26 protein-coding genes and 2 tRNA genes are annotated in these 23,762 nt (G+C 48.2%); 4 read left to right on the forward strand and 24 right to left on the reverse strand.

The window, feature by feature from the left end:
• Positions 1 to 44 precede the first annotated feature (44 nt).
• Positions 45 to 887 (forward strand): Ltp family lipoprotein, encoded by an 843-nt coding sequence (locus tag C792_RS14665; RefSeq protein WP_020379993.1) that lies wholly within the window; start codon positions 45 to 47, stop codon positions 885 to 887.
• Between the two features lie 255 nt (positions 888 to 1,142).
• Here the strand turns inward: C792_RS14665 and C792_RS0108505 are convergent.
• From C792_RS0108505 to C792_RS0108520, 4 genes are all read right to left on the reverse strand, one after another.
• Positions 1,143 to 1,216, reverse strand: a tRNA-Arg gene (locus tag C792_RS0108505).
• 46 nt (positions 1,217 to 1,262) lie between these two features.
• A tRNA-Arg gene (locus tag C792_RS0108510) sits at positions 1,263 to 1,336 on the reverse strand.
• A 100-nt stretch (positions 1,337 to 1,436) separates the two neighbouring features.
• The gene (locus C792_RS0108515) at positions 1,437 to 1,988 is read right to left on the reverse strand and encodes a GNAT family N-acetyltransferase (RefSeq protein ID WP_017549047.1); all 552 of its coding nucleotides are present in this window, start codon (positions 1,986 to 1,988) and stop codon (positions 1,437 to 1,439) included.
• Between the two features lie 14 nt (positions 1,989 to 2,002).
• Complete coding sequence (locus tag C792_RS0108520) at positions 2,003 to 2,371, reverse strand: thiol-disulfide oxidoreductase DCC family protein (protein ID WP_017549048.1); 369 nt, start codon at positions 2,369 to 2,371, stop codon at positions 2,003 to 2,005.
• A 39-nt stretch (positions 2,372 to 2,410) separates the two neighbouring features.
• Between C792_RS0108520 and C792_RS0108525 the strand changes: the two genes are divergently transcribed.
• Complete coding sequence (locus C792_RS0108525; RefSeq protein ID WP_017549049.1) at positions 2,411 to 2,632, forward strand: hypothetical protein; 222 nt, start codon at positions 2,411 to 2,413, stop codon at positions 2,630 to 2,632.
• A 23-nt stretch (positions 2,633 to 2,655) separates the two neighbouring features.
• On the opposite strand, the gene C792_RS0108530 is transcribed toward C792_RS0108525, so the two are convergent.
• The 13 genes from C792_RS0108530 to zapA form a co-directional block, all read right to left on the reverse strand.
• Positions 2,656 to 3,162 carry a YfcE family phosphodiesterase gene (locus C792_RS0108530; RefSeq protein WP_017549050.1) on the reverse strand — a complete coding sequence of 169 codons (507 nt, stop codon included), beginning with the start codon at positions 3,160 to 3,162 and terminating at the stop codon, positions 2,656 to 2,658.
• Positions 3,140 to 3,751: an RdgB/HAM1 family non-canonical purine NTP pyrophosphatase gene (rdgB, locus tag C792_RS0108535; protein WP_017549051.1), complete on the reverse strand. Its 612-nt coding sequence runs from the start codon at positions 3,749 to 3,751 to the stop codon at positions 3,140 to 3,142. The genes C792_RS0108530 and rdgB overlap by 23 nt, the downstream gene beginning before the upstream one ends.
• Position 3,752: 1 nt before the next feature.
• A complete protein-coding gene (racE, locus tag C792_RS0108540; protein WP_017549052.1) occupies positions 3,753 to 4,559 on the reverse strand; it encodes a glutamate racemase in 807 nt (268 codons plus the stop codon).
• Positions 4,552 to 4,995: a MarR family winged helix-turn-helix transcriptional regulator gene (locus C792_RS0108545; protein WP_017549053.1), complete on the reverse strand. Its 444-nt coding sequence runs from the start codon at positions 4,993 to 4,995 to the stop codon at positions 4,552 to 4,554. The genes racE and C792_RS0108545 overlap by 8 nt, the downstream gene beginning before the upstream one ends.
• A gap of 107 nt (positions 4,996 to 5,102) precedes the next feature.
• Positions 5,103 to 5,867, reverse strand: a complete 765-nt coding sequence (gene sdhB, locus C792_RS0108550) for a succinate dehydrogenase iron-sulfur subunit (protein WP_017549054.1) — start codon at positions 5,865 to 5,867, stop codon at positions 5,103 to 5,105.
• On the reverse strand, positions 5,867 to 7,636 hold the full coding sequence (gene sdhA, locus C792_RS0108555; RefSeq protein WP_017549055.1) for a succinate dehydrogenase flavoprotein subunit: 1,770 nt from the start codon (positions 7,634 to 7,636) through the stop codon (positions 5,867 to 5,869). The genes sdhB and sdhA overlap by 1 nt, the downstream gene beginning before the upstream one ends.
• Positions 7,637 to 7,652: 16 nt before the next feature.
• Complete coding sequence (locus C792_RS0108560) at positions 7,653 to 8,279, reverse strand: succinate dehydrogenase cytochrome b558 subunit (protein ID WP_017549056.1); 627 nt, start codon at positions 8,277 to 8,279, stop codon at positions 7,653 to 7,655.
• A 147-nt stretch (positions 8,280 to 8,426) separates the two neighbouring features.
• On the reverse strand, positions 8,427 to 10,196 hold the full coding sequence (gene uvrC, locus C792_RS0108565; protein WP_017549057.1) for an excinuclease ABC subunit UvrC: 1,770 nt from the start codon (positions 10,194 to 10,196) through the stop codon (positions 8,427 to 8,429).
• Positions 10,197 to 10,256: 60 nt separating this feature from the next.
• The gene (gene trxA / locus C792_RS0108570) at positions 10,257 to 10,571 is read right to left on the reverse strand and encodes a thioredoxin (protein ID WP_017549058.1); all 315 of its coding nucleotides are present in this window, start codon (positions 10,569 to 10,571) and stop codon (positions 10,257 to 10,259) included.
• Positions 10,572 to 10,751: 180 nt separating this feature from the next.
• Positions 10,752 to 13,082: an endonuclease MutS2 gene (locus tag C792_RS0108580; protein ID WP_017549060.1), complete on the reverse strand. Its 2,331-nt coding sequence runs from the start codon at positions 13,080 to 13,082 to the stop codon at positions 10,752 to 10,754.
• Positions 13,083 to 13,092: 10 nt separating this feature from the next.
• On the reverse strand, positions 13,093 to 14,787 hold the full coding sequence (gene polX / locus C792_RS0108585) for a DNA polymerase/3'-5' exonuclease PolX (protein ID WP_017549061.1): 1,695 nt from the start codon (positions 14,785 to 14,787) through the stop codon (positions 13,093 to 13,095).
• Positions 14,788 to 14,826: 39 nt separating this feature from the next.
• Positions 14,827 to 15,348, reverse strand: a complete 522-nt coding sequence (locus C792_RS0108590; protein ID WP_017549062.1) for a CvpA family protein — start codon at positions 15,346 to 15,348, stop codon at positions 14,827 to 14,829.
• A 4-nt stretch (positions 15,349 to 15,352) separates the two neighbouring features.
• Positions 15,353 to 15,610, reverse strand: coding sequence for a cell division protein ZapA (gene zapA, locus C792_RS0108595; protein ID WP_017549063.1), 258 nt, complete (start codon positions 15,608 to 15,610; stop codon positions 15,353 to 15,355).
• A gap of 260 nt (positions 15,611 to 15,870) precedes the next feature.
• Between zapA and rnhC the strand changes: the two genes are divergently transcribed.
• The gene (gene rnhC, locus C792_RS14425; RefSeq protein ID WP_017549064.1) at positions 15,871 to 16,548 is read left to right on the forward strand and encodes a ribonuclease HIII; all 678 of its coding nucleotides are present in this window, start codon (positions 15,871 to 15,873) and stop codon (positions 16,546 to 16,548) included.
• Between the two features lie 38 nt (positions 16,549 to 16,586).
• Here rnhC and pheT read toward each other — a convergent pair whose 3' ends face one another.
• The 4 genes from pheT to C792_RS0108620 all read right to left on the reverse strand — a co-directional run bounded on the left by pheT (position 16,587) and on the right by C792_RS0108620 (position 22,145).
• Positions 16,587 to 18,992 (reverse strand): phenylalanine--tRNA ligase subunit beta, encoded by a 2,406-nt coding sequence (pheT, locus tag C792_RS0108605; RefSeq protein WP_017549065.1) that lies wholly within the window; start codon positions 18,990 to 18,992, stop codon positions 16,587 to 16,589.
• Positions 18,979 to 20,046 (reverse strand): phenylalanine--tRNA ligase subunit alpha, encoded by a 1,068-nt coding sequence (gene pheS / locus C792_RS0108610; RefSeq protein WP_017549066.1) that lies wholly within the window; start codon positions 20,044 to 20,046, stop codon positions 18,979 to 18,981. The genes pheT and pheS overlap by 14 nt, the downstream gene beginning before the upstream one ends.
• 285 nt (positions 20,047 to 20,331) lie before the next feature.
• Positions 20,332 to 21,078, reverse strand: coding sequence for a TrmH family RNA methyltransferase (locus C792_RS0108615; protein ID WP_017549067.1), 747 nt, complete (start codon positions 21,076 to 21,078; stop codon positions 20,332 to 20,334).
• Positions 21,072 to 22,145 (reverse strand): M42 family metallopeptidase, encoded by a 1,074-nt coding sequence (locus tag C792_RS0108620; RefSeq protein WP_017549068.1) that lies wholly within the window; start codon positions 22,143 to 22,145, stop codon positions 21,072 to 21,074. Before C792_RS0108620 ends, C792_RS0108615 begins: the two co-directional genes overlap by 7 nt.
• A gap of 151 nt (positions 22,146 to 22,296) precedes the next feature.
• On the opposite strand from C792_RS0108620, the gene C792_RS0108625 reads away from it, so the two are divergent.
• The gene (locus tag C792_RS0108625; protein WP_017549069.1) at positions 22,297 to 22,569 is read left to right on the forward strand and encodes a hypothetical protein; all 273 of its coding nucleotides are present in this window, start codon (positions 22,297 to 22,299) and stop codon (positions 22,567 to 22,569) included.
• Between the two features lie 50 nt (positions 22,570 to 22,619).
• Here C792_RS0108625 and rplT read toward each other — a convergent pair whose 3' ends face one another.
• From rplT to infC, 3 genes are read right to left on the reverse strand one after another with little or no spacing between them, the layout of a single operon-like run.
• Entirely contained in the window at positions 22,620 to 22,979 is a 360-nt protein-coding gene (gene rplT / locus C792_RS0108630) for a 50S ribosomal protein L20 (RefSeq protein ID WP_017549070.1), read from the reverse strand.
• A 24-nt stretch (positions 22,980 to 23,003) separates the two neighbouring features.
• Entirely contained in the window at positions 23,004 to 23,204 is a 201-nt protein-coding gene (rpmI, locus tag C792_RS0108635) for a 50S ribosomal protein L35 (RefSeq protein ID WP_017549071.1), read from the reverse strand.
• Positions 23,205 to 23,221: 17 nt separating this feature from the next.
• Positions 23,222 to 23,755: a translation initiation factor IF-3 gene (infC, locus tag C792_RS0108640; RefSeq protein WP_026090298.1), complete on the reverse strand. Its 534-nt coding sequence runs from the start codon at positions 23,753 to 23,755 to the stop codon at positions 23,222 to 23,224.
• Positions 23,756 to 23,762: the final 7 nt, after the last annotated feature.

Genomic DNA, 23,762 nt, shown 5'->3' on the forward strand with positions numbered 1-23,762 from the left:
CTTTATGATATGATTGAATTGTAATATATTAGGAGGTTATACATATGAAAGAAGAAAAGAAAAAGAAAGGTGGCTGCCTTAAATGGGCATCTATCATTATCGGTATACTCATTCTATTTGGCGCTTGTAACGCAGCATTTAGCGACGGTGGAGAAGACACTTCAAATACAGATGGATCTGACGCTGGAATGACTGAAACTGCAACAGAGGAAACGACTGAAGAAGTAACAGAGGAAAGTGCAGAGGAGGATACTGAAGAAGAAACAACTGAAGAAGTAACAGAGGAAAGTGCAGAGGAGGATACTGAAGAAGTAACAACTGAAGAAGTAACAGAGGAAAGTGCAGAGGAGGATACTGAAGAAGTAACAACTGAAGAAGTAACAACTGAAGAAGTAACAAAAGAAAGTGCAGATGAGAAAGAAAATAATGACGTACCCCGAGAGTGGACATCCGCATTGAGGAGTGCAGAGAATTACTCTGATATGTTGCATATGTCCAAAGCCGGTATTTATGATCAGCTTACATCAGAGTATGGGGATGCTTTCCCTGAGGATGCCGCTCAATACGCAATTGATAACATAGAAGTTGACTGGGAGCAAAATGCCTTAAAATCAGCTGAAAACTATTCTGATACCATGAGCATGTCTAAGGCTGGTATTTATGACCAGCTCACATCTGAAAACGGTGAACAATTCCTTCCTGAAGAAGCACAGTATGCCGTGGACAATATGGAGGCGGACTGGAATGAAAATGCACTAAACAAAGCTAAAACTTATCAAGACACAATGGAAATGTCACACTCGGCAATATATGATCAATTGATTTCAGACTATGGGGAAAAATTTACACCAGAACAAGCACAGTATGCTATTGATAACTTAGAATAATACTTATAAGAACCGCCCTTCTCACGCAAGGCGGTTTTCTTATCTAGATCGTGAATTCAACAGTATCATTATTTCCAAAGTCTAAATAGGAAGTCCCCCCACCTCGTAAATATACGTAACATACTTATCGGTCAAGTTATCTTCTATTGTATATTGGACAATATCACCATTATACTCCTGAGGGCGAAAATAAAAAGAAAACCCCATAACCACGCGGGTTACAGGGCTTTAATAAGTGATGCTTTTTAAATCTAGCGTCCCAGAAGGGATTCGAACCCCTGACCTACAGCTTAGGAGGCTGTCGCTCTATCCTGCTGAGCTACTGGGACATCGGATTAATAAAACAAAAACCCCCGCGGGGGTTTTCATCTCTAGCGTCCTGGGAGGGATTCGAACCCCCGACCGATGGCTTAGAAGGCCATTGCTCTATCCTGCTGAGCTACCAGGACTTAATTCGGACATTTACAATTATAATCAATTTCAACGTCCAAAGTCAAACCTATTTTGAAACTTTATGATGTTTTATTACACCCATTAAGTATGGTTTCATCATTTGTTGCCTGTCACCCAGTCTTTTTTGAGCATTCTGTACAGGATGCAGTCATGGTAGTGGTCATAGAGGAATTCGTATTCCGCCATCACAGCCTCCTGTGCGAAGCCGAAGGCCTCTGGGATGGCTCTGGACCTGTAATTTTTATCGCCGCAGATTATTTCAACGCGGTTGAGACCGAGTCTGTCGAATCCGTAATCTATGAGACCTTTGACGGCCCGTTTAACGATGCCCTTGCCTTCAGCATCTTTTGAGATCCAGTAGCCGATCTGCGCCCTCCCCTGGCCAGGCGCCATCATATTGTATCCGGTCATGCCGCAGAGTTCCCCCCTGTAGTAAATGGCGACCTCGAGCCCGGTGCCTCTGTCGATATTCTCCTGCCAGGCCTGGATGACTGTGATGTAGGAGTCGGGGCTGGTCGAGTGGTCGACCCACGGCAGCCATTCCCTCAGATGGTGCCTGTTCTTATCCACTGTCTCGAACAGTTTGAAGCGTTCTTCCATCTGCACTATTCCGAGTTCTATGTCATCGTCTATCTTTATAATCGTCATGTGATCACTGTCCTCTACGATGAAATCATTTTCTTTTTCACTTCACTGTCAATCTGGTCGGTTGTGCATGTCTTGTTGCCTGTGAACCTGTGTCTGTTGCGGGCGACCCATTTGTATATCGCGGTCCTGAGACAGACGGGCATGATTTTTGACAGTCTGACGGCACTGAACCCGCTCGCATCGGCAACGACTTCTATAACCGCATCTGAATGGATATACAGATCATCGGAAAAGTACGCAACAGTATCGAACCCCTCCGGCATGACTGCTTCCAATTCGTCCACGGAGGCGAACCTGACTGCATCTTTCCTGTCGATCCGTGATATGAATTTGGCAAATCCATTGCAGACGATGCATTTATCATCAAAATAAAGTATATTCATATTGTGCCTCCCTACTCCCCAAAGGAAATGAGGATATTCATGAAACAGTTTACCGCAACATTTTTCACCATACTTGCAATCCTTTATCTGGCGGACCGCTATATGGATTTTGACATGATTACGGCCATACTGGTCGGCGGCGCTTCTGTCCTGCTCGTCGTGATTGTGCTGGCCATGGCCGGCGGGGTGCTCCGGAAGAATCTGTACAGTTTTACCCTGCTCATACTCACTGTCTTCATTCTTTTAAGCCTCATTGTATAAAAAGCTGAGACCCGCGTCCCAGCTTACAGTTTTGTGAGGCTGATTTCCTCAAGTATCTGATGGTTCCTGTCGTAGAAGCTCACGATATCATTCTCTGTATCGAGCACTGCATAGGACTCAGGCCACTGGCCCTTGGACTCGGAAATACTTCCTGGATTGATGCAATAGATACCGTTGATGTTTTCGGCTTTTGCGATATGCGAATGGCCGTATAAAGCATATTTTGCACCGTATTCACGGGCGCGCTCCGCCAGTATCTGCCTTGTTTTCTTAATGTCGTAAAAATGACCGTGCGTGTAGAATACCTTCGCCTCGTCATTGTATTCTTCGATGGGGTATCTGGTATCGCCGTCCACATTCCCTTTTACACGGTTGAAATGGCTCATCTCCGTATCATCATAATGGAATTCGCTGTCCCCGAGATGAACATTCAGCTCCCCGGCATTCCTGCCGTAAGCGTCATATGAAATCCCCTGTTCCCCATGATTGTCACTGATAATTAATAGTCTAATTGGAATCCTTCCTCTCATGGCGTACTAGCACATCGAAAACCCCGGTATCTTCCCGCAGGCGGTCCAGTGCATTTCTCCTATGGCTTATTTCCCCTTTTGCAGAAGGAGTAATCATACCGAGTTTCTGTCCGTCGTCTGTCTCAAAAAGCGGGTCGTATCCGAAACCACCTCCACCGGCAGGAGATTCAAGGATGCGGCCATGGAGTTCACCTTCATATGTGCGGGTTTCCCTGCCCGGGATTGCGAGCGCAATGACAGAAGTGAAATGTGCCGTTCGGTCATTCACTTCCTCCAGCGCCTTCAGAAGCTTTTCATTATTTTCCATATCTGTCGCATCAACACCCGCGTACCTCGCCGAATAAACACCCGGGGCTCCATCCAGCGCATCCACGCTAAGCCCGGAATCATCACTTATGACGGGCATACCGAGAGCATCTCTCGCAGCCTCCGCTTTGAGCACGGCATTTCCTTTGAAAGTACCTTCAGTCTCCTCCACTTCAAAATCCGGAATCAGTTCTTTGATCCCTATAATCTCATCATCCGGAAAAATTGCTCTGAAATCGTTTATCTTTCCCTGATTGCCACTGGCTATGACTATTTTGACCATATCAATATGCCTCCAGATCAATTTCTTCTATTTTGTAATCTATGAATGGAATCCAGTCGCCTAAAATATATTCGAAACGGCTGCTGTCCCCGTTGACGATCATCACATGGGTCTTGCTGTTTCCCGGCGCGGCATGTGATTTGCTGTATGTCATGATGGAACTGACTTCCCGTGCCGTTTCATAACCGGAATCGATGACATTTTTCCGGCCGCCGAAAAAGTCGTGTATTTCACCGGCAAGGAGAGGATAATGAGTGCACCCCAGTATGACGGTGTCGGCAGATGTTCCGAGCAGCCCTTTTAAAGTCTGGTGGATGGCCACCCTGACGACAACTTTGTCCTTGTATCTGAGCTCTTCCACTATCGGAACAAACTTGGGACAGGCCAGGCTCGTCACCTTGAATCCCCCATTAATGTGATGAATCGCATCCCTGTATGCACCTGAATTTACAGTGGCATTTGTCGCAAGCACGATGACATCCTGATTATTGCTGCTCTGGATTGCGCTTCTCGCCCCCGGATTGATCACTCCGATGACAGGTATATCATATCTGTCATCAAGGTCTGAAAGCGCTGCGGCTGTCGCGGTGTTGCATGCCACTACGATCATCTTGACACCGCGCGAGACAAGATGGTCGGCAACTTCAACTGTATACCGCCTGACCTCTTCGAGCGGACGGTCTCCGTATGGGCATCTTCTGAGGTCGCCGAAATAGATGATCTGCTCATCCGGCAGCTGCCTTATTATTTCCTTGGCCACTGTCAGCCCCCCGACTCCTGAATCCATCACCCCGATTGGCTTATCCATTGTTCCTCAATTCACTTTCATGGAGTATTGATTCAAGGATACCCGGCAACATCATTTTCTCCTCCGTAGAAAGATGGCCGGTGATATCGGAGATATAGGAGATGCGCTTGTCGATCACTTCATTGATGACCTCGCGCCCCTTGTCCTCCATGAGCACAAGTACGATGCGCTTATCCTTTTCATACTTCTGCCGCTTTACGAAACCGCCGTTCTCAAGCTTATCCACGATATCAGTCGTCGTGGAGTGTGCAAGATAAAGCCTGCTTGATAGTTCACCTATAGTTATTCCTTCTTTGTCTCCGGCCCATTGAAGCGCCACAAACTGAAGCGGAGAAAGCTCGTAGGTCTTCAGGATCTCACGGCCGTGACTCTTCACATGGGCGGATATGTACCTGATGGACTTTTCTATCGAAATGATTGGATCCTTATCACTCATGCGCTTCATTCCTTATCTCATATTTTCTTCATTATAACGTAAACTGAAATAAAAAAATAGGAAGAGCGGCGCTCTTCCCATTTAAGTAATCATATTATTCCACTTCATTATTCCACTTCGTGGTCGCTTCCGAAGAAAGATTTGAACATGTGGAAGGTTGCTTCCCTCTGCATCGACGCGATTGAAGTCGTAAGCGGAATGCCTTTCGGGCATGCCTCGACACAGTTCTGTGCCATGCCGCACTCGGCCACACCGCCGACACCCATGAGAGCATCGAGACGTTCGTTCTTGTTCATGCTGCCCGTCGGATGCAGGTTGAACAGCCTTACCTGGCTGACGGCTGCTGCGCCCATGAAGTTTGAACTGTCATTGACATTCGGGCACACTTCCAGACATACACCGCAAGTCATGCACTTGGAAAGCTCATATGCCGTCTGACGTTTCTTCTCAGGCATCCTTGGCCCCGGACCAAGATCATATGTGCCATCAATCGGAACCCATGCTTTGACGCGCTTCAGGTTGTCGAACATGAATGAACGGTCGACCTGGAGGTCTTTGACCACCGGGAATGTGGACATCGGTTCAAGTCTGATCGGCTGATCCAGCTGGTCGACAAGTGCCGTACATGATTGTCTGGCATTGCCGTTTATGACCATGGAGCATGCGCCACAGACTTCTTCAAGACAGTTCATATCCCATGTTACCGGCGTCGTCTTCTGTCCTTTGGAGTTTACCGGATTCCTCTGTATCTCCATAAGGCCGCTGATGACGTTCATGTTCTCGCGGTAGGGAAGCTCAAACTCTTCCCAATAGCTCTGGGTCTCCTGATTTTCCTGGCGTTTTATCTTAAAAGTAATTGTTTTCTCACTCATTATTTTTTGCCACTCCCTTCACTCTTTTTGGAGTAGTCACGCTTACGCGGCGGTATCAGACTGACATCAACATCCTGATAGTCGAAGCGCGGCGCCTGGTCTGCACCTTCGAAATGTGCCATTGTCGTCTTGAGCCATTCATCGTCATTACGTTCTGGGAATTCCGGTTTATAGTGTGCACCGCGGGATTCATTTCTGTTATACGCACCAATCGTAATAACACGTGCCAATACGAGCATATTCCAAAGCTGACGGGTGAAGAATGCCGCCTGGTTACTCCATTTTTTCGTATCGTTGATGTTAATGCGCTTATATCTTTCCATGAGTTCGACAATCCGTTTGTCGGTTTCAAGAAGCTTGTCGTTATGGCGGACAACAGTGACATTGTCTGTCATGATTTCACCGAGCTCCTTGTGGATGACGTAGGCGTTCTCCTCGCCCTCCATGGACAGGATGTTGTCGAATTTTTCCTGCTCTGTGTCACGGTGTTTCTCATAGACGGCCTCGTCGATGTCTTCATATGATTTATCCAGTGCTCTCACATATTCGATCGCATTCGGTCCTGCAACGTGTCCGCCGTAGATTGCCGACAACAGTGAGTTTGCACCGAGCCTGTTGCCTCCGTGCTGTGAATAATCGCATTCACCGGCAGCAAACAGCCCTGGAACTGAAGTCATCTGATCATAGTCCACCCAAAGGCCGCCCATTGAATAGTGCACTGCCGGGAAGATTTTCATCGGAACTTTGCGTGGGTCGTCACCTGTGAATTTTTCATATATTTCGATGATTCCACCAAGCTTGACATCCAGTTCATGAGGGTCTTTATGTGACAGGTCGAGGTATACCATGTTCTCTCCGTTGATGCCGAGTTTCTGATTCACACAGACATCGAAGATTTCACGGGTGGCAACATCCCTTGGAACGAGGTTGCCGTAATCCGGATATTTCTCCTCGAGGAAGTACCATGGTTTACCGTCCTTATAAGTCCAGATACGTCCGCCTTCACCGCGGGCAGACTCACTCATCAGTCTGAGCTTATCATCTCCCGGTATTGCCGTCGGATGGATCTGGATGAACTCACCATTGGCATAGACAGCGCCCTGCTGGTACACGACGGATGCGGCAGAACCGGTATTGATCATTGAGTTTGTGGACTTGCCGAAGATGATGCCGGGCCCGCCGGTTGCCATGATGACAGCATCTGATTTGAATGTTCTGATTTCGGAGGATGTGATTTCCTGTGCTGTAATTCCGCGTGCACGTCCTTCATCGTCGATGACGGCACCCAGGAATTCCCACCCTTCATATTTGTTGACAAGACCGTCAACTTCATAACTTCTGACCTGCTCATCCAGGGCGTATAGAAGCTGCTGCCCGGTTGTCGCACCGGCGAATGCCGTTCTGTGATGCAGTGTTCCGCCGAAACGTCTGAAATCAAGCAGTCCTTCCGGTGTCCTGTTGAACATGACACCCATGCGGTCGAGCAGATGTATGATCTTAGGCGCTGCTTCCGTCATCGCCTTGACCGGCGGCTGATTGGCAAGGAAATCACCTCCGTAGACCGTATCATCAAAGTGAATTGCAGGTGAGTCACCTTCACCTTTCGTGTTCACCGCACCATTGATCCCACCCTGGGCGCATACAGAGTGAGAACGTTTTACAGGCACAATTGAGAATAGATCGACTTCCGCTCCTGTCTCCGCTGCCTTTATCGTTGCCATCAGTCCGGCAAGACCGCCTCCGACAACGATGATTTTATCATTAGCCATTATTTCCACTCCTTAATTAGATAAATGCCAGTATAGCCTGCACACCGATGAAGCTGACCACTACGAAAACTGCCATGGATACATAGCTCATGATGCGCTGGGATCTGTCTGATTGCGTAAAGCCCCATGTGATCATGAACGCCCACAGACCGTTGGCAAAGTGGTATACAGTCGCTATGATACCGATGATGTAGAACACAAGCCATAGCGGATTGACCACAATCTGATGCACCATATCAAAATCCAGATCAGCTCCGAAGAAGACCTGTACACGTGTCTGGTAGACGTGGATGGCAATGAAAATAAAGGCGATGACGCCGCTTATCCTCTGAAGCAGGAACATCCAGTTTCTGTATGTACTATGCCAGCCGTAGCCTTTTCCTCCGATGTTATACTTGGCAGTGAACGCAATGTAGATGCCGTATATACCATGGAATAGAATCGGAATGTAAATTATGAAAATCTCCAAAAAAATAACAAATGGCAGATTGGCCATGAAACCTGCCGCTGCGTTGAACGCCTCTTCACTTCTTGTTGCACTGTGGTTGACCAGCAAGTGCTGGATGAGGAATACACCCAGTGGAATTACTCCCAGCAAAGAATGAAGACGTCTTACAGCAAAACTTGAATCTTGTTTTGACACTCGAATTCCCCCCTAACTATCCATTATAGATGGTTTCACAATCTCATTTTACTCCTCGCATATATATAAATCAAGGAGACATGACATGTTAGGGGAAAGAATTGTTTAATTTTAAACAGTAATTGTCAAAAAAATGAAAACGCATCCTCATGATTTGATTTTTTCCAGTATCCTTTCCGCTATCGGAGCCGGGATTCCGATGTCTGTAAACGAACCGACATCTTTCTCTTTCATCCGCTTTATAGAACCGAAGTGGCTCAGAAGCTTCTGCTTGCGCCTGGGACCGACTCCCTTGATGTCATCAAGCACAGAAGTGACCGAAGTCTTACTTCTTGTATTTCTGTGGAAGCTGATGGCAAACCTGTGTACTTCATCCTGGATCCTCTGGAGCAGATAGAATTCCTGGGAATTCTTCTTCATCGGCACAATTTCGGCAGCATCACCGTATAGCAGTTCCGCCGTCTTGTGCTTCTCGTTTTTGGCAAGCCCCGCAACCGGAATATCGAGCGACAGCTCGTCCATGAGGACCGATTTCACGGTATTCATATGGCCGATTCCGCCGTCGACGATAATCAGATCAGGCAGAGGCAGGTGCTCTTTCAGGACACGCGTGTATCTTCTTCTGGCCGCCTCAGCCATTGAAGCATAGTCATCCGGGCCATCAACCGTCCTGATCTTGTATTTCCGGTAGTCCTTCTTGCTCGGTTTGCCGTCTATGAACGACACCATGACACTTACCGGGTCCACACCCTGGATGTTTGAGTTGTCGAATGCTTCGATCCGTATCGGCGTCTCGATGTTCAGTATCCCGCCAAGACTTTCTATTGCGCCGATTGTCCGTGCTTCATCCTTCTCTATGATTTCAAATTTGTTCTTCAGTGCAATTTCGGCGTTCTTATTGGCAAGCTCAACCATTTCCTTCTTCTGCCCCCGCTTCGGCTGTACTACATCAACCGGCAGGTATTCATCTATAATTTCCCTGTCCAGCCCCTCTGTTATATGCACCTCTTTGGGGAGAAGATTGGATTTCAGATCATAGAACTGTGCAATATAACGGTAGAATTCCTCCTGGATCTCATCCTGGACCGGAAACATCTCCGCTTTCTTCTCAATCAGATTGCCGTTTCTGACGAGCAGCACCGAAATCGCCATCCACCCTTTCGACACACTGAAACCGAAGCAATCGCGCGCCGTCATATCCTTGGACATCATCTTCTGCTTGTTCATTGTGGCATCGACATGCCCGATCAGATCACGGTACTCCTTCGCCTTTTCAAACTCAAGGTCCTCCGACGCCTTTTGCATCTTCTCTTTAAGCTCTCCAACAATCTGTTTTGTATCCCCGTTCAGAAACCGGGTGATGCCGTCGATCATCTCTTTATACTGCGCCTGGGTCACATCATATACACAGGGACCCAGGCACTGTCCGATGTGATAATAGAGGCAAAGCTTGTCAGGCATCGTATTGCATTTTCTGAGCGGATATATCCTGTCCAGCAGCTTTTTCGTCTCGTGGGCGCTGTATGCATTCGGATACGGACCGAAATATGTTCCTGTCTTCGGCTTTACCGTACGTGTAACGATAAGCCGTGGATGTTCTTCCTTCGTTATCTTTATGAAAGGGTAGCTTTTGTCATCTTTCAGAAGTATGTTGTATCTCGGATAATGTTTTTTTATCAGATTGAGTTCAAGCAGGAGCGACTCCACTTCGGAATTGGTCACGATGAAATCGAAATCGGTGATCTCCGCCACCAGCCTCATCGTCTTTTCATCATGGGCACCGGAAAAATAGGACTTCACACGGTTGCGGAGATTTTTCGCCTTCCCCACATATATCACTATGCCGTGCCTGTCTTTCATGAGGTAGCAGCCGGGCTCTGATGGCAGCACTGACAATTTTAGTTTAATATCCTCCATATTAACCCCTCATATTCCCTCTTAATAAAAAAAGCCGCCTGTCCGGCGGCATATCAATAATCATGCATGCTTGTCGATCAATGCAACAAGCTGTTCTTTCGGCTGGAAGCCGACAACTTTATCAACCGGCTGTCCGTCTTTGAACAGAATGAGCGTCGGAATGCTCATAACTTCGTATTCACTCGCAGTCGCCTGGTTATCATCAACATTCAATTTTGCGATGTCCGCCTTGCCTTCGACATCAGTTGCCACCTCTTCAAGTACAGGAGCAATCATCTTGCATGGTCCGCACCAAGGCGCCCAGAAGTCTACCAATTTAAGGCCGCTGCCTACTTCATCTTTAAAATTCTGATCATTCACTTCATATATAGCCATTGCACTTACCTCCATTTTGTCGATTATGTTTCTCATTATAGCATGATGTTGCAAAAGGGCTCAATGGAATTGCTTAGGCGAACACGAACAGATACATTATGCCGCCGAGAAACATTACAATCCCTGCTCCGATCATCACTTTCGCCAGTTTATACATATCGAAATTATCCATGTCATCACCTACTTCATTTCAACTACTGTCACACCAAAGCCTCCCTCATTCGGCATGCCGCCTCTGAACGATTTGACTCTGGGGTGGGCTCTGAGGAACTGCTGTACTCCTTTTTGGAGCGCCCCGGTCCCTTTGCCATGAATGATTTCCACTTCATTATAGTTGGATAGAAGGACCTGGTCCAGATATCTGTCCAGTTTATTCAAAGCTTCCTCATAGCGTTCCCCACGAAGATCAAGCTCCCTTTTGACAGGTGACCTGCCTACCCGTCTCGGAACGGGTTGCTCCTTTTTCTGTTTTTTGCGCTTTTTCAGTTCATCAAGGCCGACTTTCATCTTGATGATGCCCATCTGCACAGTGGCTTCCTCACCTTCCACAGCAAGAACTTCACCTTTTTGGCCATATGAGAGCACATCGACCTCGTCTCCCGCCTGGATCTTTTCTTTTTCAGCAGCGCGTTCTTTGCGCCTGATCTCCTCCTGATGGTAGCTGTCTGTGAGCGCCTTCTTCTGTTCAATCATTTCATGCTCCTGAATGTCCTGCGCTCCCCGCTTCTTCATATCTTCGAGCGTGCGGATGACCTCCTCTGCACGGATTTCACTCTCTTTGATGATACGGTTGGCCGCCTCCCGTGCATTTTTCCTGAGTTTTTCCTTATATGCTTCAAAATCTTCCATATAATTCTTGAGATCCTTATGCACTGCCCTTGAATCCCTGAGGAGCTCCTCAGTCTCCTGCTCATTATCACGTGCGTTTCTCGTATGCTTTTCAAGTGCAGAGATCATGTCATTGACTTCCTGGGAATCGCGCCCGGCAAGTTCCCGGGCACGGGTGATGACATCATGGTTCAGACCGAGTTTATTCGATATTTCGAATGCGTTCGATTTGCCGGGGATGCCCATCAGCAGTCTGTACGTAGGCGACAGTGTATTGACATCGAATTCTACACTCGCGTTTATGACGCCATCACGTGTATAACTGAATGATTTCAGCTGCGGATAGTGGGTGGTCGCAACGATGGTGGCATTTCTTGACAACAGATATTCAAGAATGCTGATGGCAAGAGCCGCCCCCTCCTCGGGATCCGTCCCCGCACCAAGTTCATCAAGCAGAACCAGGCTGTCTGCATCCGTCTCATCCAGTATTCCGGTGATGTTGGTCATATGGCTCGAGAACGTCGACAGTGACTGTTCAATGGACTGTTCATCTCCGATATCACTGTAAATTTTCGAGAAAATCCGGAGCCGGCTGCCGTCCCTCGCCGGCACCGGTATACCCGACTGTGCCATGAGCGCGCTGAGGCCGATCGTTTTGATGGTTACAGTCTTACCGCCAGTGTTGGGACCCGTGATGATGACAGCATGCGTCTCCCCATCCATAACAATGTCATTCTTAACTGAAACATCCGCCGGAATGAGTGGATGGAACGCTCCGGGAAGGTAGATGCCTCCGTTCGCTACTACCTCCGGTTTCGTGCCGCCCATTGCCGAACCGAACCTCGCCTTTGCGAATACCATATCGATATGATGGAGCGCATCGTCAGTCATGGTAAGTTCTGAAGCCACTTCAGCTGCTTCCGCCGTCAACTGGTACAGGATGCGTTCGACTTCCGTCTCTTCCTCATCTTTAAGGCTCTGTATCTGGTTAGTCATCTGCACGACGGCCATCGGCTCCATATAGACCGTCTGGCCACTTGAGGAAATGTCGTGGACGATGCCGTTGAAATCGCCCTGATGTTCTACTTTTACAGGCACGACGTACCGGTTGTTCCGCATTGTGATTATGCTGTCAGACAGCTTCTTCTGATTGCCTCCACGGATGATTTCGTTCAGCCGGTCCCGGATCTTCCCTTCCTCGGAAGTGATTCTGGACCTGACCCTCAGGAGGGTTTCGGACGCATGGTCCAGCACACGGGAATCATCGACCGTCTCAGTGATCCGCCGGTACAGGAAATGGATGTCCGGGAGGCCGGTGATGTACACCGGTATATGGGTAAGTTCCACTCCGTCCTCCTCAAACTCATCAAAAACTTTCGTCAGCATATTTTTCCGGTTCAGCATAGTACGGATATGATTGAATTCAGGCACACCGAGCATACTGCGGATTTCAGCACGTCTGACATATTGCTTTATATCCGTTATGCCGCCAAGTTCAATATTTCTATACCTCAGCATAGTGGAAGCATCATCCACTTCGCTGATCATCTGATCCACTTCAGCAATCTCCGTGGAAATGATTGCAGGCGTGATCCGCTCTTTCGTCTTATTACTTTCAGCGTGTGCAGACAGCTGGGTTAGTATCTTGTCGAACTCCAGTGCATTTATCGTTCTATCATTCATTTTAAAACCTCTATTTCCCTTTATTCACAAACTTCCTGAATGCGTCTCTTGAAAACGTATTGATGACATCCTCTTTTTGGATCAGGCCTTTTTGCAAAGTCGCCACACCATAGTTCATGAACTCGAGATGATCCGTATGGTGGGCATCCGTATTGACTGTGAGCTTCAGCCCCGAATGTCTGATGATATCAGACGACAGGTCGAGTCTTCTCGGGTTCGCATTCACTTCGAGGACAGTGCCAGTGTCTTTCGCCATGCTGATCAGTTCAGGCATATTGACCGGGTAGCCTGCCCTCCGGCCGATCAGCCTTCCTGTCGGATGGGCGATATGACGGACGTGGGGGTTCTCGCATGCACTCCTCAGTCTGTGCATGATTTCATCTTCCGTCTGGGAGAAACTGGAATGGATGGCGGCGATGACATAATCCAATTCCGAGAGCAGATCATCCGAATAGTCCAGAGTGCCGTCTTTCAATATATCCATTTCGGTTCCCGTGTATATATCAATTTCAGGATATTCATCCCTTAGTCCCTTTATCTCTTCGATCTGCCTGTACACCCTGTTTTCATACAGGCCGTTTGCAACACGGAGACTCTTGGAATGATCCGTTATGATCATATATTCATAACCTTTTGCAATGCAGGCCTCTATCATTTCACGTACCGAAAATGCTCCGTCGCTGTACACCGTATGCATATGGAGATCGCCTTTTATATCATCCATCGATACGATGCCTGATACATCAACCGCTGTCTCTTCACCGGTTTCCCGCATCGCCGGCGGGATGTACGGCAGACCGAAATGATCGAAGAATGCCGCTTCCGAGTCAAATGTTTTCACTCCGTCATCCGTTTGCACGCCGTACTCGCTGATCTTTTCACCACGTGATTTTGCAATCTGGCGCATCTTCACATTGTGGTCTTTCGAGCCGGTGAAATGGTGGAGCGTTGTAAAATATTCATCTGCTGTGACAAAGCGGAAATCCACATTGATTTCATCCATATCATCCTCTATGGTGACAGACAGTTTCTTTTCACCCTGTGCCACTGTATCTTTGATGAACGGTGATTCAAGGAACTTTTCTGTAAACTCTGCAGCATCAGTCACTTCTATTATATAGTCGAGGTCTCGGCTCGTCTCCTTGAAGCGTCTGCCGCTGCCGGCCACATCATATTTCCTGACCGTATTCATGTTTTCCAGTACATCCTCAACCGCCGTCCGGAAAGAAATGATCCGTTCGATCGGATAACGTTCCGGACGGGTCAGGAGTTCATCAATGGCTTTTGAAATATTCTCTTCGGTTTTCGCACCAAACCCTGACAGGGCGCTCACCTCTTTATTCTCGCATGCCTCTTTCAGCTTCTCCATACTTGTGATGCCGAGTTCCTTGTGGATTTTTGCAATCTTCTTCGGACCAAGTGTCGGTATTTTCAGCATTCTCACCAGTCCTTCCGGCACCGAAGTCTTCAAACCGTCAAGCACAGTGGACCTTCCCGCGTCCCTGTATTCCACTATGACTTCATTGACCCCTGTGCCGATGCCTTTGATTGCAGAGAAATCTTCTATTTCCGCAAGCGACCGCCCGTCTGCCTCGATGGCTGCTGCAGCCTTTCTGTACGCAGATACTTTGAACGGGTTCTCAAGGGAAAGCTCCATATAGGTCGCAATTGTTTCAAGTAATGCAATGATATCTTTTTTAGTCATGACAGCCTCCAAAAAAAGAGCCATATCACTATGACTCTGTTATAACCAATCTATAAATTTATCAGATAGTATGAATGTGTGTTCCATTATGAATGTCGCAAGCCAGGAATCACCGATCGCATTCTGGATGAATTCAAGCGGGATGATCGCAAGCATGAAGATGATCACAGTCAGAATATAAATCATCTCGACCAGACCGAGCACCAGACCGGCGATTTCTCCCATATTGCCGAAAAAACTGATCTGCTGCAGATAGTCAAATGCACTGACAATGAGTTGGATCAGAATTTTGGACACTGCGAAAATGATGAAAAATGCCGTCATATCATAAAATGCATATTCAGCATTGGCAAGGTCCGGCAGCAGCGGATTATGAATCGACTGTGCTGTTGAGGGATAGGGCATGACCATATCGAACCTTGCAGACAGTGTCTCGTAGTTCATGGCAGATATGATAATCGCAGAAATGGTCCCGACAAGATGCAGGAGCTGCAGAATGACTCCCCTTCTATAGCCGATGACCATACCGATCAATATAAGTATGAAAATTATTATCGACATAGCATCAATTATCCTTTTGTTCCAGTTCGCGGACTGCAGAATCATATTTTTCCTGAAGCTTTACGTAATCATCCATTACGTTCACTGCCGCCAGAACTGCTTTCCTTGTTGTATCAAGCCCCGCGTTCCTGACACCGATCTCCCTGATCTTCTCGTCGACGAGCCTCGCCACATATCTCATGTGTTCGGGGTTCTCCGCCCCCACCAACGTATACTGCTGGTCATAAATATCAACAGCAATGCGATTTTTGTATTCTGCCATTTGACATTGCCTCCTATACAAAGTTTCACTGATAAATGTTATATACAATTTAACATAAAAAGCTTTACTGATGCCATCCTGCCCCTCTCCGCCCTGAGCATGCAGATCCGGGAGCATAGGACCTAATATTAATATAAATGTATAATAACACATAGTCTCCATCAATTTAATAATACTATAAAAATTGATGAAATCAAAAAATGCCGTGTTACAATCATTAATGAAGGAAAGCAACTATATTCTCAAAAGGAAAGATGACAATGATCTATGACAATATGAATGCCATCGGAAGCGATGAAGCCGGAGTCGGCGATTACTTCGGACCAATGACAGTTTGTGCCGCCTATGTGCAAAAAGACAAAATCGCTCTGCTCAGAGAGCTCGGAGTGAAGGACTCCAAAAACCTTTCAAACGGTACGGTGGACCGACTTGCGCGCGAAATCATCCATGTCGTGCCCTACTCACTCGTCGTCCTCGACAATCCCTCCTACAATAAAAAGATCGATGAAGGCTGGAATATCGTAAAACTGAAGGCGGTTCTCCATGATCACTGCATACAGAAAGTCCATGAGAAAATGGAACAGCCGGATGATCTTGAGGCTATTGTCATCGACCAGTTCACAACAGAAAATGCCTACCGCAAATACGTTCCGGATCCGTTCCGCCCGGACCTGATACATCAGGAGACTAAAGCCGAATCAAAATCCCTCGCCGTCGCCTGCGCCAGTATTCTCGCACGCAGCAGATACCTCGAGCAGATGGCCAATCTCAACCGTTCACTGAAGCGCGATGTACCGCGGGGAGCAAGCAAAAAAACAGACCTCTTTGCGGCAGAGCTTGCCGAGCGGCGTGGAATGGCGTTCGTCGACTCCATTTCAAAGAAACACTTCAAATCCAGGGAGAAGGTCAAAGAACTGCTGGGCAAAAAATACAGCTAGACTAATAAAACCAGATGCTTCTGCATCTGGTTTTACTTTTATCTGATTGCCGCGCCGCCCTCTTCCAGCGCTTTCAGTACAGGTGTGTGCACTGCTTCAATCTCTTCATCGGTCAACGTCTGTTCTTTATTGAGATAAGTGAGACGGAGGGCAAGGGATTTCATGCCTTCTGCGACGTTATCCCCTTCATAGACGTCGAATACAAAAACATCTTCCAAATATTTATCGGCAGCTGTCCATATCGTCTGAATCAGTTCGTCCGCCGTCACCGAGCGTTCCACAATGAGTGCAACATCTCGCGTGATTGTAGGATATTTTGAAAGCTGTTCGTAGACGATAATACCGTTTTTCACATCCAGCAGCCGGTCGATATTGATTTCGAATACCGCCGTCCTGTTGAGGTCGTTGTCTTCCGCATACTTCGGATGCAGTTCGCCCGCAAAACCGATCTTTTCTCCGCCCAGATGTATGTCCGCCGTCCGTCCCGGATGCATTTCTTCATATCCCTCTGTCTGACGGTAGCTGATGCTATCAGACAATCCCAGTTTTTCAAAGAGGCTGTCCGCGATACCTTTGGCAGTATAGAAGTCCGCCGGCACGCTTGTGCCGAGCCAGTCGGTATGGTTCATTTCTCCGGTCAGGATGCCGCCGAGCATTTCAATTTCCTCCGGCTGGTTCCCCTCACCCCTGGAGACGAAGACCCTGCCTAATTCATACAGCTGGACATCCTTCTGCTGGCGGTTCGCATTGTATACCGCATTGTCTACCAGGTGCGGGATCATGCTGTTCCTTAAAACGGCATGATCTTCACTCATCGGCATCAGGAGTTCAAGTCCCTCCGTCCGGTCAGTGAACTGTTTCGACTTCTCCCTGCTGGTCAGTGCATAATTGATCGCCTGGGACAGACCGAGAGCCTCAAGCTGGTGGCGGATGATTCGGACTTTCTTCTGTTCATCTGTAAGTTTGCCCGGAGTGATCATGGAATATTCCGGAAGGGAGGACGGCAGTGCGTCATAGCCGTAGATCCTCGCAACTTCCTCAGTGATATCTTCACGGATTTTCAGATCATCCCGCCTTGAAGGGATTGAAATATTAAGGGTCCCTCCATCGGTTTTTGTCCCGAGCCCGAGCCTGGACAGTGATTCTGCGATTTCCGCAACTGAAAGATCCATGCCGAGCCGGTTGTTTATGAACTCTGCAGTCACCGTGATTTCACTGTTCTCAAGATCCAGTTCACCATCGGACATCACTTTGCCGGTCACTCTGCCGCCGGCATATTTTTCAAGAAGGTAGGCCGCACGATCCAACGCTTCGAGTACGAACTCATGGGACACACCTTTTTCAAAGCGTGCGGACGCTTCACTGCGCAGGTTCAGCCGGTTACTGGTCTTTCTGATGGATACAGGATTGAAGAGTGCCGACTCGATGAGGATATTGGTTGTGCTTTGCGTCACCTCGGAGAAATCCCCGCCCATCACACCTGCAAGGGCGATGGGGTCTTTGCCGTTTGTAATGACGATGTCGCTGTCCATAAGGCTGCGTTCTTTGCCATCCAGCGTCGTTATCTTTTCATCCTGCGCGGCAAACCGTGTCACTATGGCATCAGAGCCGATCTTATCACGGTCGAACATGTGGAGCGGCTGCCCGAATTCCAGCAGCACATAGTTTGAAATATCAACGACGTTGTTGATCGGACGGATACCCGCCTTTATGAGACGGATCTGCATCCACACAGGCGCAGGTTTTATCTCTACATTTTTGACGAGACGGGCGCCGTAATATGGCACGGCGTCCGCGTCTTCGTTTTTGATGCTGAATCCATTGCCGCCGTTATCCCTATGCTCCGTCAAAGGGCTCCCGGGGCGGGAGACCTCCCCGCCGAAAAGCGCACGTGTTTCATAGGCTGCACCCGCCATGCTTAGCGCATCCTTACGGTTCGGCGTCAGATCGAAGTCCATCACCTGATCATCGAGATACAGTGCAGAGAGGGCATCCGTACCGATATTCTGATCCCGGTTGAAGATGAAAATTCCGTCCTGGTATTCCTTCGGCACATGGTCCTCCGGAATGCCGAGTTCCTCAAGGGAACATATCATACCTTCAGAGACCTGGCCGCGCAGCTTTGCTCGTTTGATCTTTATGCCGCCCGGCAGCCTGCCGCCGACTTTGCTGACAATCACATAGGAGTCCGCCCTGACATTCGGCGCTCCGCATACAATCTGGCTGGTCTCTTCACCGGTGTTCACCCGGCATACTTTCAGCCGGTCTGCTTCGGGATGCTGCTCAACAGATTCGACATAGCCGACCACAAGGTTCTTTATACCCTCCGTATAATCGATCACTTCATCCACTTCAATACCGCCGCGCGTAATCTTCTCGGACAGCTCATCGATGGAAACATCGACCGGTATCCACTCATTCAGCCACTCTTTAGATACTTTCACTTTGGTCCCCTCCATCTTCCATTGCTTTGAACTGATTGATGAATCTCAGATCATTGGTGTAGAAATTCCTGATATCCTCGATACCATACTTGAGCATCGCAATCCTGTCCGGTCCCATGCCGAATGCAAAACCTGAATATTCATCCGGGTCGAATCCGGCCATCTCAAGAACATTCGGATGCACCATGCCGGAACCCAGTATTTCTATCCAGCCTGAGCGTTTGCACACGTTACAGCCCGCACCTTTACATTTGAAACATGAAATATCCACTTCGACACTCGGCTCCGTGAACGGGAAGTAGCTTGGACGCAGGCGGATTTCGCGGTCCGGTCCAAACATCTCCTTGGCGAATAGCTCGAGCGTGCCTTTTAAATCGCTCATATGGATGTTCCTGTCGACCACCAGTCCCTCTATCTGGGTGAACTGATGGCTGTGGGTCGCATCGTCACTGTCCCTCCTGTACACTTTCCCGGGACAGATGACCTTGACCGGCCCCTGCCCTTTTTTTGCCTGCATTGTACGGGCCTGCACAGGGGATGTATGTGTACGGAGCAGGATATCCTCGGAAAAATAAAAGCTGTCCTGCATATCCCTTGCCGGATGGGATTTTGGCAGATTCAATGCCTCGAAGTTGAAATAATCCGTTTCAACTTCATAACCTTCGGCAATCTCGTAGCCGAGACCGATGAAGAAGTCCTCGATATCCTCTATCGTACGGCTCAGTGGATGGGGGCTGCCGAGTCTGAAGATCCGGCCGGGAAGCGAAACATCAATCGTTTCCTCTTTGAGTCTGGCCTCGAGCGCTTGATCTGCAAGCACCGTCTCCTTCTCTTCGATCACCGAGGTGATATGGGAACGCACTTCGTTGACAGCAGCGCCGTACGCTGGACGGTCTTCATTTGAAAGGTTTTTCATCTCCTTCATCAGACCGGTCACTTTCCCTTTTTTACCTAGATACTCGACTTTTAAATCCTGCAGGGACCTTTTATCTGAAACTGTTTTTACCGCATCATCGAATGCGTTCTGAATTTCTGAAATTCCGCTCGTATCCATCTTTCCAACTCCTCGTAAAATAATAAAAACCCCATCCTCAACAAAAGGACGGAGTTTTCCGCGGTACCACCTGATTTTCTGCACACAAAGGTACAGACACTTCACGAATATAAGGGATTCGCCCTTGCTTCAATCAGCCAGGTGAACCCTGGTCCCATCCGTGTACCACATTGCAGTCGGTGTGCGGCACTCCCTGATACGGAATCCTGGACCATTTATGTCCGGCTTCAGGCTGAAGCTGTTTATTAATCTTATAAAATAATTATAAATCAAAGCACCAAAAAATCAAGCTTGGAAATGATGCATGAGTATTCCGCCGGCAATGCCGACGTTCAGGCTCTCACTCGCCCCGCTCATTCCGATTGTCACCCTCCTGTCCGCGGCGTCAAGGACATCCCTGCCTACGCCGCCGCCTTCGTTGCCGAGTATGAGCATGAGCGGGCCGGCCGGATTCACGATGCCGTCAAGTGGCTCCGCATCAATCAGAGAAGTGGCAAGGACAGTGCCTGCGAATTCCTTTGCGGCGGTTGCAGCCGGCCGGATTTCAATTCCGACATGGAACGTGCTGCCCTGTGCGCTTCTGAGCACTTTTTCACTGAACGGATCGACAGTATCCGGCGACAGCAAAACCCTGTCGAAACCGAATGCATCAGCAGTGCGGATCAGCGTACCGAGGTTTCCGGGATCCTGGACATTATCGAGAAGCAGGACCCTTTGGCTGGAGGACATCGGCGGTACATATGATACCTCGACGATGATTCCCGGCGGTGTTTCGAGCTGGGAAAGCGACCTCATGACATCCTCGCTGACAAACATCAGCTCCAGACCTCCAAGGTCAAGATGTGCATGTTCATAAGCTTCATGCAATATCACTGAATGGATTGTCTGGCCGTGTCTTACCGCCTCTTCAACCAAGTGTTCCCCTTCTGCGAGGAAACGTCCGGACCGGCTGCGGTATTTCTTTTTATGGAGCTTCCTCAGGTCCCTGACTCTGCGGTTCTCTTTTGATGCAATGATTTCCCTGTCTACCAAATGATCTCTTCCACCTTACTGTCATCGAGCGATCTGACGATTTCCGTCACCAATCTGACTGCGTTATTGTAGTCCTGCCTGTTGAGGATTGATACATTGGAATGCATGTACCTGAGGGGCACACCGATCGACACTGAAGGCACACCTTCGTTCGATACATGGAAGGCACCGGAATCCGTTCCGCCGCCGGTGATTGCCGACCACTGTACAGGGATGCCCTTGTCCTTCGCGACTTTCTCAATATGGCGGCGGAAGCCGACATGCCCGATGTTGGAGCCGTCGAGCAGCAGTACCAGCGGTCCGTCGCCCATCTTGCCTATTCCGTCCTTCTCACTCATACCCGGAGTGTCCCAGGAGATGCCGACATCAACTGCAATTGCCAGATCCGGCTTGATCTTATTCGCAGCGACTTTCGCACCGCGCAGGCCAACCTCCTCCTGCACAGTCGCCCCGCTCACAACGTTGATGCTTACATCCTCATCCTTGATCTGCTCAAGCACTTCGATTGCCAGGCTGCAGCCGAACCTGTTGTCCCAGGCTTTCGCCAGCAGATAGTCTTTGTTTGCCATTTCTGTAAAATCGCAATGCGGTGTAATCTGATCACCCGGTTTTACACCGGCTGCTTCGGCTTCCTCTTTGGATGCCACACCGATATCGATGAACATCTCTTTCATATCCACCGGTTTTTTGCGGGCTTCCGCACTCAGGACGTGCGGCGGCTTGGAACCGATAACTCCTGTGAGTACACCCTTATCAGTAATGACATTCATGCGCTGGGACAGCATCACCTGGTTCCACCATCCACCGACCGGTGTGAACTTCAGGAAGCCGCTGTCGTCGATCTGGGTCACCATGAAGCCGATTTCATCAAGGTGCCCGCCTATAAGCAGCGTGCGGGAACCGCCTTTGGCATCACGTTTACCGAACAGGCCGCCGAGGTTATCGTTGACCAGTTCATCACTGACAGGTTCAAGATATTCTTTCATCACATTTTTGACATCATACTCAAAACCTGAAATGCCGTGAGCATCAGTCAAACTTTTCATCATCGTCAATTGTCTGTCCATAATCAGTCTCCTATCATTCATTTTAAGATACTTTCATTCTACCATAAATTATTTCAGTTCCCGTAATAAAAACCATATTGGTATAAATGTTTGCCATAAGCTGATATTATTCAATTATGCAGCAGCAAAAGTTATCCTAGGAGGTATGTCAATGATAGATATAGAATTATCCAAAGTGGAAGAATCCGGAGAACAGACCGTCGTTAAACGCAATACTTATGAAAATGAAAAAGAAGCTGAAGAAATCTATAACCTGCTGACGGACGACTATGCAGATCAGACCCTCCCTTTCTTTGACAAGGGCGAAAAGCTTATCAGGCTCGACATTCTGCCACAATCCGCCGAGGAAGTGAAAAAGCACCAGAAGGAATGTTATTTTGAATATTCCGAGGACCTGCTCGACAAACTGCAGAACAGGATATGATGAAAAATACCCATTCCGGTTGAACCGGAATGGGTATTTTTCATGTATCATTATTTTTCCAGTGCACTTTTAGCCTTTGTTGCAAGCTCGGCAAATGCTTTCTCATCGGAAATTGCGATCTCTGAGAGCATTTTTCTGTTGATATCGATGCCTGCAGTTTTAAGGCCGTTCATCAGACGGCTGTAGCTGATGTCGTTTTGACGTGCAGCTGCATTGATACGTGAAATCCAGAGTCTGCGGAATTCACGCTTAGTGTTGCGGCGGTCGCGGTAAGCGTACTGCCCGGATTTTGTTACTTGTTGTTTAGCAGTTCTGTAAAGAGTGCTCTTCGCACCGAAATATCCTTTTGCCTGCTTCAATACCTTTTTACGTCTTTTACGGGATGTCAGTCCATTTTTAACTCGAGCCATGATTGGTCCTCCTTGTTCAGTCGATTATTTCATGTTTGATAGTAGTTGTTTAAGACGCTTCTGATCGCCTTTTGATACGAGTGTCGCTTTTCTCAATTGACGTTTCTGTTTAGTGGATTTGTTTGCAAACAGGTGGGATGTGAACGCTCTGTTGCGTTTGAATTTACCAGTTCCTGTACGCTTTACACGTTTAGCATATCCTCTGTGGGTTTTCATTTTTGGCATGGGGTTCAACCTCCGGTTTATTGATTTTTGTCGATGATTGGTGCAACTACAAGGAACATTGAACGGCCTTCCATCTTGGGCCTCTGTTCTACGGTAGCGACTTCGGAAAGCTCGTCTGCGAAACGTTCCAGCACTTTACGTCCGATATCTTTGTGTGTGATTGCACGTCCGCGGAAACGGATGGAGACTTTGACCTTGTCCTCTTTGGACAGGAACTTTTTCGCATTCTTAAGCTTCGTGTTGAAGTCATGGTCTTCAATGGTCGGGGAAAGCCTGATTTCCTTGACGTTGATGATTTTCTGCTTCTTGCGCGCTTCTTTCTCTTTACGCTGCTGCTCATACTTGTACTTGCCGTAGTCCATGATACGGGCAACTGGTGGCTTGGCGTTCGGTGCAACAAGCACGAGGTCCTGTTCGACACGGTCCGCCATCTCCTGGGCTTCCTTCTTCGGTTTGATTCCGAGCTGGGAACCGTCCTGTCCAATCAGTCTGACTTCTTTGGCACGGATTCTATCATTGATAAATGTCTGATCCTTTGCTATCTTTGACACCTCCATA

This window comes from Salinicoccus carnicancri Crm (assembly GCF_000330705.1).
Taxonomy (GTDB): domain Bacteria; phylum Bacillota; class Bacilli; order Staphylococcales; family Salinicoccaceae; genus Salinicoccus; species Salinicoccus carnicancri.